The 12883-nt window shown below is 64.8% G+C and carries 7 protein-coding genes; 5 read left to right on the forward strand and 2 right to left on the reverse strand.

The genetic code is table 11. The annotated features are described in order from the left end of the window. Window positions 1–44 precede the first annotated feature (44 nt). From ETR14_RS13435 to xylA, 4 genes are all read left to right on the forward strand, one after another. Window positions 45–2984, forward strand: coding sequence for a TonB-dependent siderophore receptor (locus ETR14_RS13435; RefSeq protein ID WP_206185827.1), 2940 nt, complete (start codon window positions 45–47; stop codon window positions 2982–2984). 159 nt (window positions 2985–3143) lie between these two features. Next, a complete protein-coding gene (locus ETR14_RS13440) occupies window positions 3144–4265 on the forward strand; it encodes a glycoside hydrolase family 43 protein (protein ID WP_129385286.1) in 1122 nt (373 codons plus the stop codon). Between the two features lie 4 nt (window positions 4266–4269). Continuing rightward, a complete protein-coding gene (gene xylB / locus ETR14_RS13445; protein WP_129385288.1) occupies window positions 4270–5733 on the forward strand; it encodes a xylulokinase in 1464 nt (487 codons plus the stop codon). After that, entirely contained in the window at window positions 5730–7040 is a 1311-nt protein-coding gene (gene xylA, locus ETR14_RS13450; protein WP_129385290.1) for a xylose isomerase, read from the forward strand. Before xylB ends, xylA begins: the two co-directional genes overlap by 4 nt. 296 nt (window positions 7041–7336) lie before the next feature. Here xylA and gyrB read toward each other — a convergent pair whose 3' ends face one another. Together gyrB and ETR14_RS13460 are read right to left on the reverse strand one after the other, a co-directional pair. Beyond that, window positions 7337–9862, reverse strand: a complete 2526-nt coding sequence (gene gyrB, locus ETR14_RS13455; RefSeq protein WP_129385292.1) for a DNA topoisomerase (ATP-hydrolyzing) subunit B — start codon at window positions 9860–9862, stop codon at window positions 7337–7339. A gap of 76 nt (window positions 9863–9938) precedes the next feature. Then, window positions 9939–10118 (reverse strand): hypothetical protein, encoded by a 180-nt coding sequence (locus ETR14_RS13460; protein WP_129385294.1) that lies wholly within the window; start codon window positions 10116–10118, stop codon window positions 9939–9941. Between the two features lie 109 nt (window positions 10119–10227). On the opposite strand from ETR14_RS13460, the gene pepN reads away from it, so the two are divergent. Then, complete coding sequence (pepN, locus tag ETR14_RS13465; RefSeq protein ID WP_129385296.1) at window positions 10228–12813, forward strand: aminopeptidase N; 2586 nt, start codon at window positions 10228–10230, stop codon at window positions 12811–12813. Window positions 12814–12883 lie beyond the last annotated feature (70 nt).

Genomic DNA, 12883 nt, shown 5'->3' on the forward strand with positions numbered 1-12883 from the left:
TGAGCGCGCGAACAAGATATTTGCGCACTGTATCATTGGGCGCGATGATGATCGCTGCCGCCGTCTTTCCTTCTTCGGCGGTTGCCCAATCGCAGAGTTCCGAAGCGGCTTCGGATGAAGACCGCCAGCAGCCACCGATCGCGGATGCCGACCAGCCGGGCGTGAGCGACCCACAAGCCTCGAGCACGGCGCAGGCGGGCGAGATCATCGTCACCGGGACACGTCTTCAGGTGAGCGGTTTCACGGCGCCGACCCCGACGACGGTGATCGGCGAAGAACAGATTGCCGCCAACGCCCAGCCCAACATCTTCACGACCGTTGCGCAGCTTCCCTCCCTTCAGGGATCCACCGGCACGCAGGTCAACACGTTCAGCACCTCCAGCGGTCAGCAGGGGCTCAGTTCCTTCTCGCTGCGCGGGGTCGGCGCGATCCGGACTCTGACCCTGCTCGATGGGCAGCGTGTGGTCGGTGCCAATGTCACCGGCGTTCCCGACGTCAGCCTGTTTCCGCAACTGCTGGTGCGCAGGGTCGACGTCGTCAACGGCGGTGCATCCGCCTCCTACGGCTCCGATGCGGTCGGCGGTGTCGTCAATTTCATCACCGACACGAGGTTCAAGGGCGTCAAGGGCAATATCCAGGGCGGCATCACCAATTATGGCGACGACGAGCAAGGCCTGTTTCAACTGGCAGTCGGCGAAAGCTTCCTGGAGGACAGGTTGCACATCGTTGCGAGTGCCGAATATGGCAAGGAGGGCGGCGTCGACGGCGGCAATTTCGGCCTCGACCTTGCCGGTGGGCGGGACTGGTTCGTTCAGACCACGTTGATCAACCGCGGCGTGCTCAATGACGGCACGCCCCAATATCTGGTCCGCGATTTCGCCCAGTCCACCACGTTCACGAAATATGGCCTGATCACGGCCGGTCCGCTGCAGGGCACAGCCTTCGACCAGGCCGGCAATCCCTTCCAGTTTCAATATGGCTCCAACGGCGTTCCCGCACGCAACGCCGCCGGCACCGTCATCGGCTGCTACCCCGGCTTTTGCCTGGGCGGCGACCTTTCGGGCAATGTCGATGCCGGCCGCTCGCTGAAATCCAGCATCGAGCGCCTGACCACCTATGGCCGGATCGGCTACGATTTCGCGCCGGACAACGAGCTCTATGCGACGTTGAGCGTGGGGCAGGTGAAAACGAGCAATCAGCCCGTGAACGGACAGAATCGCCCTGGTTTGACCCTGCAATGCGCCAATCCCTTCGTGCCGGCCTCGATCCAGGCCGCCTGCGCCTCGGCAGGGATAACGAGCTTTCAATATGGGACGAGCAATGCGGCGCTGGGAAATACTCGCGTCCACACCGATCGCCGTCTCTATCGCCTCGTGGTCGGCGCGAACGGTCGCTTCGATGCCACCGGAACGGCGTGGAACTACGACGTCTATTACCAGCGTGGCGCCAATTACACGGACATCGACGTCGACAACATCCTCCTGTCGAACCGCTTCAATCAGGCGATCGACGCCGTCTCGCTGAACGGCGAAACCGTCTGCCGAAACCCGACCGCGCGTGCCTCCGGGTGCCAGCCGCTCAACATCATCGGCGGCAATCCCTCGCAGGCGGCGCTGCGATACATCATGCCGGAGAACGGTCCCTTTCAGCGCACACGCCAGTCCCAGGACGTGGTCAGCGTCAACTTCTCGGGATCTCCGATCGATCTTTGGGCGGGCCCGCTGGCGATCGCCTTCGGCGCTGAATATCGCCACGAATTCTACACGGTGCGGGCGGACCCCTATGGCGCCGGGTTCGCCGCGAGTCCGGCCAATGCCGATTATCCTGCAGATCCCGTTCTGCTCGCCGGCGGAAACAACTGGTATGCGGGCAATTACAAGAACGGCAGCGGCGCCTACAGCGTCAAGGAAGGCTTCTTCGAAGCCAATCTTCCGATCCTTTCATCGGATGCGACGGGCCGCGCGAACATCAATGCCGCTGCCCGCCTGACCGATTACAGCACCTCCGGCCAGGTCTGGGCGTGGAAGGTCGGCGGGACCTGGGATCTGCCGATCGATGGTCTGCGTATTCGCGCCGTCACATCGCGCGACGTCCGTGCGCCGAACCTGTCGGAACTGTTCGCCGCGCCGGTCACCACCACCCTGCCGAACTTCTTCGATCCGTTCCGCAACACCAATGTGCTCGTCATCCAGAACACGATCGGAAATACGGAACTCACCCCGGAAATCGCGCGCAACACGACGGCCGGAATCACCCTCGCGGCGCCGTCCTGGCTTCCCGGACTCAATCTCTCGTTCGACTATTACACGCTCAAGATCAAAGACGTGATCTCGAGCATCGCGCCGGCGGACATCGTCCAGCTCTGCTTCCAGAACGTGCTCCCTGAGACGTGCGACGTGTTCAACCTGAACAACAGCGCCGGACCCAATTTCATCAACGTCCAGGCGTTCAATCTCGCCTCGATCGAGACCAAAGGCTTCGACATCGAGGCCAGCTATCGGTGGACCCGCCCGCTCGGCCTGCCCGGAAGTTTCGTGGTGCGCGGTCTCGCCACGCACGTCATCGAATATGTGACGGACACCGGTCTCCCCGGCACGATCCCCACCGACACCGCCGGCAACAATCTCGGCGCGACCCCGCACTGGAAGTGGCTCGCGATCCAGAGCTACGAAAATGACCGCTTCTCCCTGCTCGTGCAGGAAAGGTGGTTCAGCAGCGGCACGATCGGCAAACAATATATCGTCTGCCAGACCGCTTGCCCGGCCTCGACGGCGGCGCGCCCGACGATCGACAGGAACCACATCCGCGGCGCTTTCTATCTGGACCTTGGCGGCACGTACAACCTCACCGACCAGATCACCGCCTATTTCAAGGTGGACAACGTCTTCGATCGTGCGCCGGCCCGCTCCACCATTTTCAACAATCCCGCGCTCTACGACCAACTCGGCCGCGTCTATCGCGCCGGCGTGCGCTTCAAATTCTAATTCGGGCGACGCCGATGTGACCTCCGCACCCCACGGGTGGTCACATCGGCGACGCCTGAATGCAACACGCGCCGATCGCCGGCTTGTGCTCCGACCCAGAACAATGTTAGCGCTAACGGCAGAGCTTGCGGCAAGCGGCCATGAAATGGAGAGTGAAACATGAAGCGCTTCAACCTTGCGGTCAGCAGCATCGCCCTTTTCGTCTCTCAGGCGTGTACCGCGCCGGCCGAGGGGCAGGACGATTTGGCCTCCGGCAACACGGCGGCGACCCAAGCCGAGTCGGGCGCCAAGGATCCGAGTCGCTATCTCTCGCAGCCGCTGGTCAGCGAGATCTACACCGCCGATCCGTCCGCCCATGTCTGGAGCGACGGCAAGCTGTACATCTATCCGAGCCACGACATCGACGGGGACGCCAAGGAGGACGACCTGGGCGGCCATTTCGAGATGCGCGATTACCGCATCCTCAGCATGGACGCGCCGGGCGGCAAGGTGACGATCCATCCGACCGCGTTGGACGTGAAGGACGTACCCTGGGCGAGCCAGCAGATGTGGGCCCCGGACGCCGCCTTCAAGAACGGCACCTATTATCTCTATTTCCCGGCCAAGGATAAGCAGGGCGCCTTCCGCATCGGCGTCGCGACCTCCAAGTCGCCGGTGGGTCCGTTCAAGGCCAACCCCCAGCCGATCAAGGGCAGCTTTTCGATCGATCCGGCGGTGTTCACCGACACGGACGGCAAGTCGTACATGTATTTCGGCGGCATCTGGGGCGGCCAGCTGCAGCGCAACGTGACCGGCAGCTACGATCCGAACGGCTCCAAGACCGACCTCGAGCAGCCCGACCAGCCCGCCCTCACGCCCAAGGTCGCTGCGCTCGACGGGAGCATGACCGAATTCTCGGAGAAGCCGCGCGACGTGGTCATCCTCGACGAGGCCGGAAAGCCGCTGCTGGGCAAGGATCACGACCGCCGCTTCTTCGAAGCGTCGTGGATGCACAAGCACAATGGCAAATATTATTTCAGCTACTCGACCGGCGATACCCACTATCTGGTCTATGCGATCGGCGACTCGCCCTACGGCCCGTTCACCTACAAGGGCCGGATCCTGGAACCCGTCGAAGGCTGGACCACCCACCACTCGATCGTCGACTGGAAGGGCAAAACCTGGCTCTTCTATGCCGATAGCCAGCTTTCGGGCCAGACCCGCCTCCGCAACGTCAAGGTGACCGAGCTCAAGTACAATCCGGACGGCACGATCCAGACGATCAACCCGATCAAGAAGTAAGCGGATGTTCCTCGGCATCGATATCGGGACGTCGGGCGTCAAGGCGGTCGTGATCGACAGCCATGGCGCCGTCGTCGGACAGGGCGTCGCGGCATTGACCGTGCAGCGTCCGCAGCCGCTCTGGTCCGAACAGGATCCAGGTGATTGGTGGACAGCGACCAACGCCGCCGTGCTCGCGATCGATCCGGCGATCCGCCGGTCGGTGCGTGGGATCGGCGTCGCCGGGCAGATGCACGGCGCTACCCTGCTCGGCGCAGACGATCGTCCGCTGCGTCCGGCGATCCTGTGGAACGACGGGCGCTCCTTTGCCGAATGCGAGGCAATGGAAGCGGAGGTCCCCGACCTGCACGCCGTTGCGGGCAATCTCGCCATGCCGGGGTTCACCGCGCCCAAGCTGCGCTGGGTGCGGGACCACGAACCCGAAATCTTCGAGCACGTCCGAACGGTCCTGCTGCCCAAAGACTATGTTCGCCTGCTGATGACCGGCGACAAGGTGTCCGACATGTCGGATTCCGCCGGCACCCTGTGGCTGGACGTCGCCAAGCGGACCTGGAGCGACGAACTGCTCGCCGCCTGCTCGCTCAGCGCCGATCACATGCCCCGCCTCGTTGAGGGCAGTGAGAAAAGCGGCCAACTGCGCGCATCCGTTGCGGAGCTGTGGGGCATGGCAGAGGTTGCGGTGGCGGGCGGCGGCGGCGACAACGCCGCGGGGGCCGCGGGCATCGGCGTGGTCAGCGACGGCAAGGCCCTGCTTTCGCTCGGCACCTCGGGCGTGATCTTCGTCGCCAATGACCGGTTCAAGCCCAATCCGGCGCGCGCCGTCCATGCCTTCTGCCATTGCCTCCCGGACATGTGGCACCAGATGTCGGTGCACCTGAGCGCCGCCTCCTGCATCGACTGGGTCGCCCGGCTGACCGGAGTCAGCGGCGCGGCCGAGCTGTTCGCGCGTGCCGAGGCGGCCGGTCCGGGCAGCGGCCCGGAGCTGTTCCTACCCTATCTCTCGGGCGAGCGCACGCCGCACAACGACGCCCAGGTGCGCGGCGGCTTCCTCCATCTCGACAACGATACCGGCCCCGACAGGCTGGCGCAGGCGGTGCTGGAGGGCGTCGCCTTCGCGCTCGCCGACGGCCTCGACGTGCTGCGCGAAGCCGGCACCGAAGTGGCCGATCTGGCGGTGATCGGCGGCGGCGCGCGCTCGCGATACTGGGGCGAGACGATCGCCGCTGCGATGGGCGTGCCGCTCGTCTATCTGAACGGCGGCGAGGTCGGACCCGCGATGGGCGGTGCGCGCCTGGCGCAGCTCGCCGTCGATGGCGGCACGCCGAGCGAGGTCTGCGTGGCGCCGCCGGTCGCCCATGTCATTCAGCCGGATGCGGCGCTTGCCGACCGCCTGGCGCCCAAGCAGCAGGCGTTCCGCGACGCCTATCCGCGTATCACCCCGAAACTTGCGTCGAGGAGCCCCCGATGAGCACCGATTATTTCGCCGAAATCCCGCAGATCAAATATGAGGGACCGGACAGTTCCAACGAGCTGGCCTACCGCTGGTACGACAAGGACCGGATCGTGCTCGGCAAGCGCATGGAAGACCATCTGCGCTTCGCGATCTGCTTCTGGCACACCTTCTGCTGGCCGGGCAGCGACGTGTTCGGCGCGGGAACCTTCAACCGCCCCTGGCATGCCGGTGCGAACGACAGCGCGGCGGCCGCGGCCAAGCGCGAAATCGCGTTCGATTTCTTCACCAAGCTCGACGTACCTTATTATTGCTTCCACGACGTGGACGTGATGGCCGAGGCCAGGACGGCGGACGAGCACCGCCGCCATTTCGCCGAAGCGGTCGATCACCTGGAGAGGCTGCAGGCGTCGTCGGGCCGCAAGCTGCTGTGGGGCACGGCCAACCTGTTCAGTCACCCGCGCTTCCTTGCCGGCGCCGCGACCAGCCCCGATCCCGAAGTCTATGCATTCGCGGCGTTGCAGGTCCGCGACGCGCTCGACGCCACGCACCGCCTGGGCGGAGTCAATTACGTGCTGTGGGGCGGCCGCGAGGGCTATGAGACCCTGCTCAACACCGATCTGAAGCGCGAGCTCGACAATTTCGGCCGATTCCTCAGCCTCGTCGTCGAGCACAAGCACAAGATCGGGTTCGAGGGCACGATCCTGATCGAGCCGAAGCCGCACGAGCCGACCAAGCACCAGTACGACTTCGACACGGCAACCGTGTACGGCTTCCTCAAGCGCTACGGGCTCGAGAATGAAGTGAAGGTCAACATCGAGGCGAACCATGCCACCCTGTCGGGCCACACGTTCGAGCATGAGATCGCCACCGCCGCCGCGCTCGGCATCTTCGGCTCGATCGACGCCAATCGCGGCGATCCGCAGAATGGCTGGGACACCGATCAATTCCCCAACTCGGTCGAAGAACTGACCCTCGCGGTGCTGGAGATCCTCCGCGCGGGCGGCTTCACCACCGGCGGCTTCAATTTCGACGCCAAGGTCCGGCGCCAGTCGATCGATCCCGCCGATCTGTTCTACGGCCATGTCGGCGGTATCGACACGGTGGCGAAGGGCCTCCTCAACGCCGCCGCGATCATCGAGGATGGCCGCGTCGACGCGGCCAAGGCCGAGCGTTATTCCGGCTGGGACGGGGCATTTGGCAAGCAGATCGCCTCCCTCGATCTCGCCGGCATCGCGGACCTCACCGCGCAGAAATCGATCGATCCGAAGCCACGGTCAGGGCGCCAGGAGCGGCTGGAGAATTTGTTCAACCGTTTTATGTGAATCCGGGTTGGGGAGGCGGCTTTCGCCGTCTCCCGCTGCTCACCCAACCGCGACGCTGCTGGAGCAGGCACGGCCTGCGACAGCGGTGTTGGGGGAGCGCGCGCCCGCTTCGCTCCGCCGACCCAGGCCACCGACCGCAATACGGGCCGCCCCCATGACCGCTCAACCAGCCGTCACGAAGACGTCTTGCTGCAGAACGATCGTTGCTCAGGACACTAGAGCCTGCTCCACACCTTAGGTTGGAGCGAACGCAGCCCTGCCGCAAAGCAAGTAAGCGACTGGATCGAGGTCCGTGCTCAGACGTCGAGGTTGGCGACGTTCAGGGCGTTTTCCTGGATGAAGTCGCGGCGCGGTTCGACCACGTCGCCCATCAGCCGGGTGAAGATCTCGTCGGCGATGTCGGCCTGGGTGACCTCGACCTTGAGCAGGCTGCGATTGGCCGGATCGAGCGTGGTTTCCCACAATTGATCGGCATTCATCTCGCCGAGACCCTTGTAGCGCTGGATCGCCATGCCCTTGCGGCCCGCCGCGAGGATCGCTTCGAGCAATTCGGTCGGGCGGCGAACGAGGACGCCGCGGGCGTCGGGCGCACGCTCGGCAGGCGGTGCCGCGTCGAGGGCTGCACCGGGGGTGTTCGCCTCCTGCACGCTCTCCTCGTCGGTCGCCGCGGCCGCAGCCGCCGACTTCATCGACACCAATCGCGAGGATTGCGCGTAAGCGGGAGCCTGCTCGGCAGTCAGCGTATGCAGCTTGCGGGCTTCGGCCGATGCGATGAACTTGTGATCGACGATGTGATGATCGGTGACCCCGCGCCACAGGCGACGCAGAATGTAATCGCCATCAACGCCGAGTTCGCCCGTCCAGGTCGATTCCTCGTCGCCCCCCTGCAGCCATGTCGCGGCGCGCAGGATCGCATCCGCTCGCTCGCCGGCCGCAAGCGCCGGATCGAAGGCCCCGCCGAGTGCGAGCGCTTCGATGATCGCCGGGTTGTAGCGCTTGGGAACGTAGCGCATCAGGGTGCGCACCCGCCGGGCATGGTCGGCGAGTGAGCGCAGATCCTGGCCTGAGCGCGGGCCTTCCGCGGTTTCGAGCAGCATCGCGCCGATGCCGGCGTCGACCAGATAATCGTCGAGCTTGCCGTCGTCCTTTACATAGACTTCGGACCGGCCCTTGGTGATCTTATAAAGCGGCGGCTGAGCGATGTAGAGGTGCCCGCGTTCAATGATCTCCGGCATTTGCCGGTAGAAGAAGGTGAGCAGCAGGGTGCGGATATGGGCGCCATCGACGTCGGCGTCCGTCATGATCACGATCTTGTGGTAGCGCAATTTTTCGATGTTGAAATCGTCGCGGCCGATCCCGGTACCCATCGCCTGGATGAGGGTGCCGACTTCCTTCGACGACAGCATGCGGTCAAAGCGGGCGCGCTCGACGTTCAGGATCTTACCCTTCAAGGGCAGGATCGCCTGGGTGCTGCGATCGCGACCCTGCTTGGCGGAACCGCCGGCCGAGTCACCCTCGACCAGGAACAGCTCGGACTTGGCGGGATCGCGCTCCTGACAATCGGCGAGCTTGCCGGGCAGCGAGGCGATGTCCATCACGCCCTTGCGCCGGGTGAGCTCGCGCGCCTTGCGCGCCGCTTCGCGCGCCGCCGCGGCATCGATGATCTTCTGGATGATCGTGCGGGCGTGAGCCGGATTTTCCTCGAGCCACTCGGCCATCTTGTCGGCGATCAGGCTCTCGAGCGGCTGGCGCACTTCGGACGAGACGAGCTTGTCCTTGGTCTGCGAGCTGAACTTGGGATCGGGCAGCTTGACGGAGACGATCGCGGTCAGCCCCTCGCGCATGTCGTCGCCCGTGAGCGACACCTTTTCCTTCTTCAGAACGCCCGATTTCTCGGCATAATTGTTCATCGTGCGGGTCAGCGCGGCACGGAAGGCGGCAAGGTGGGTGCCGCCGTCCCGCTGCGGGATGTTGTTGGTGAAGCAGAGGACCTGCTCGTAATAGCTGTCGTTCCACTCGAGCGCGACGTCGATGCCGATATCGTCGCGTTGCCCCGAGACCGAGATCGGATCGGGGATCAGCGCCGTCTTGGTGCGGTCGAGATAACGGACGAAGGCTGCAATGCCGCCTTCGTAATAGAGCTCGATCGCCTTTTCGTCTTCGTGCCGGGCGTCGGTGAGGATCAGGCGCACGCCGGAGTTTAGAAAGGCGAGCTCGCGGAAGCGGTGCTCGAGCTTGTCGAAGTCGAACTCGACGATCTTGAAGGTCGATGGGGAGGGGAGAAAGGTGACCTTCGTACCCTTCTTGCCCTCTGCCGCCGGGCCGTTGACCTTGAGCGGTGCTTCGGCGTCGCCGTGGCGGAAGCGCATCCAATGCTCTTCGCCGCCGCGCCAAATGGTGAGCTCCAGCCATTCGGAGAGCGCGTTCACCACCGACACGCCGACGCCGTGCAGGCCGCCGGAGACCTTGTAGGCATTGTCGTCCGAGGTGTTCTCGAACTTGCCGCCCGCATGCAGCTGGGTCATGATCACTTCGGCGGCCGAGACGCCTTCCTCGGCATGGATCCCGGTCGGAATGCCGCGGCCGTTATCCTCGACCGAGACCGAGCCGTCAGGATTGAGGGTGATCCGGATCAGATCGCAATGCCCGGCGAGCGCTTCGTCGATCGCGTTGTCGGAAACCTCGAACACCATGTGGTGGAGGCCCGATCCGTCGTCGGTGTCGCCAATGTACATGCCGGGCCGCTTGCGGACCGCGTCGAGACCTTTAAGCACCTTGATGGAATCGGCGCCGTAGCTGTTTTCACTCGGAGATGTTGCCATGCCGAGGATATAGCGACGCGCGCCTCGGAACCCAAGGAATTTAGCGTCAAGGGCGCCGCTTTCCTGTTTGGGCGGATCAGCCGGTCGGCCGTCCAGCCGTTCGTGGCGCGGGCGCCTGGAGATCCCCCTTCACATCGTCCCCGACACTTTCGCGCGGGAGCCCGCCGAGCGCCATCCAGATGATCAGCCCGATCAGCGCGGCGAGGCCGATGAGGAGGGCGATACAGGAACGGCGATTCTGTTTTTCGAGACGCATGGGCCATCAACGCCGGGCACGTGCTCCGGCTCCGAGGATGGGCAGTGCGGCGCAATTGTTCGGTCCCGGTGCATTGCACCCGCTCGGGCGCAATCTTAAGTCGCATCTCATGCTCGACGCCCAGAACGCTCCCGCCGTCCCTACCGCGATCCGCCGCGAGGATTATCGTCCGCCGGATTGGCTGGTGCCCGAGATCGTGCTCGACTTCGATCTCGGCGCCGAGCGCAGCCGGGTTCGGTCGACTCTTCGGGTGGAGCGCAATGGCGATCACGATCGGCCGCTGGTGCTGGACGCCGAGGCGTTGACGATCGTCGCCGTCACCGTCGACGGCAGCCCGGCCGATTATTCCTATGCCGGCGATCTTCTTACCATCCAGCTGTCCGCGGCCGCCGCGACCGTCGAAACCCTCGTCGAAATCGCGCCGCGCGCGAATACCCAGTTGATGGGATTGTACGAGTCCGGCGGCATCCTGTGCACCCAGTGCGAGGCGCAGGGCTTTCGTCGGATCACGCCGTTCCCGGACCGTCCCGACGTGCTCAGCCGCTACCGCGTTCGAATGACGGCACCCAAGGCCGACTATCCGATCCTCCTGTCCAACGGCGACCCGATCGATGCCGGCGATGCCGGCGATGGCCGCCACTGGGCCGAGTGGCACGATCCTTTCCCCAAGCCCTGTTATCTGTTCGCGCTCGTCGCCGGCGATCTCGTCGCCAATCGCGACCGGTTCGTGACCGCGTCGGGGCGCGCCGTCGATCTCGGCATCTGGGTGCGCGAGCCGGATCTCGCCAAGACCGATCACGCGATGGCCGCGCTCAAGGCTTCGATGAAATGGGACGAGGACGTCTATGGCCGCGAATATGATCTGGCCGTGTTCAACATCGTCGCGGTGGCCGATTTCAACTTTGGCGCGATGGAGAATAAGGGCCTCAACATCTTCAACTCGCGCTACATACTGGCCGATGCCGAGACTGCGACGGACGCCGATTTCGATGCCATCGCCGGAGTCGTCGCGCACGAATATTTCCACAACTGGTCCGGCAACCGGATCACCTGTCGCGACTGGTTCCAGCTGTCGCTGAAGGAGGGCTTCACGGTCTTCCGCGATCAGCAATTCTCGGCCGACATGGGCTCTGCCGCTGTGAAGCGGATCGAGGACGTGCGCATGCTCCGCGCGGCGCAATTCCCGGAGGATGCGGGACCGCTGGCGCATCCGGTGCGCCCGGAAAGCTATATCGAAATTTCCAACTTCTACACCGCCACCGTCTATTCCAAGGGCGCCGAGCTCATCCGGATGATGCACACCCTGCTTGGACCGGAGCGCTTCCGTGCCGGTACGGACCTCTATTTCGAGCGCCACGACGGCGAGGCGGCGACCTGCGAGGATTTCGTCCGCGCAATGGAGGAGGGCGGCGGGATCGATCTCGGCGATTTTCGGCGGTGGTACAGCCAGGCGGGCACGCCGCGGGTCCGCGCTCAGCTCGGCCATGCGGGAGAAGGACGTGCGGTGCTGCATCTCGCACAGGAGGTGCCGCCGACACCGGGTCAGCCGGCCAAGCAGCCGATGCCGATCCCGCTCAAGCTCGCCTTGTTCGGTGAGACCAGCGGCGCCAAGCTCGACGAGCGCCTGGTCGTGTTCGACGGCGAGGCGCAGGAGGTCGTCTTCGACGGACTGGCGGAGCGGCCGGTGCTTTCGATCAACCGGGACTTTTCGGCGCCGGTGGTGGTCGAGAGCGATCGCACCCTTGCCGAACTCGCGTTTCTCTCCGCGCGCGACGACAACCCGTTCGCGCGCTACGAGGCCACCCAGCAATTGATGCTCGACACCTTGCTGTCGGCGATCGCCGGCGGTCAGCCGGATCATGGACCGGTTCTGGACGCCATCCGGGAAACGCTTGCCGATACGTCGCTCGACCCGGCGTTCGTGGCCGAAGCCGTGCTGCCGCCAAGCGAGGCCTTCATCGGCGATCACATGGCCATCGTCGATCCCGAAGCGGTTCGTGGCGCCAGGGAAGCGCTCCGCGTCGCGATCGGCCGGGAATTCGAAGGGCAATGGCGCGATGCCTATGCGGCCAGTTCCGCCAACCGGTTCGAATATTCGCCCGCAGGCAAGGGCCGGCGACGGATGCGCACGGTTGCGCTCGGCTATCTGATGGCGGCCGGCGCGAGCGATGCACCGGCGCTCGCGATGCGGCAGTTCGACGATGCCGACAACATGACCGACCGGCATGGTGCGCTTGCCGCCCTGGTCAGTTCGGACGCTGCGGAACGGCACGGCGCGCTTGCCGCCTTCTACGATCGCTACCGCGACGATGCCCTGGTTCTGGACAAATGGTTCTCGGTTCAGGCGCTCTCCACCCGCGACGACGTGCTCGATGCCGTCGAGGCGCTTGCCGCCCACCCCGATTTCACCCTGTCCAACCCCAACCGCATGCGCGCGCTGGTGGGCGCCTTCGCCGCCAATCAACGCGCTTTCCACGATCCGTCGGGCCGAGGCTATGCGTTCCTTGCGGACATGATCCTGGCCGTCGACCGGCTCAATCCGCAGACGGCGGCGCGGCTGGTGCCGCCGCTCGGCCGCTGGCGCCGCTTCGATCCCGTGCGGGCCGACCGGATGAAGGCGCAGCTGGAGCGAATCGTTGCGTCACCGCAGCTGTCGAAAGACGTGTTCGAGCAGGTTTCAAAGAGTCTCGCGTAAGTCATTGCCAGGATTGTTTCTGCTGCGTTATCTCCGCGTCTGGCAGGGGGTGAAGGAGCGCGTCTCCAAG

It is taken from the genome of Sphingosinicella sp. BN140058 (genome assembly GCF_004135585.1).
Taxonomy (GTDB): Bacteria; Pseudomonadota; Alphaproteobacteria; order Sphingomonadales; family Sphingomonadaceae; genus Allosphingosinicella.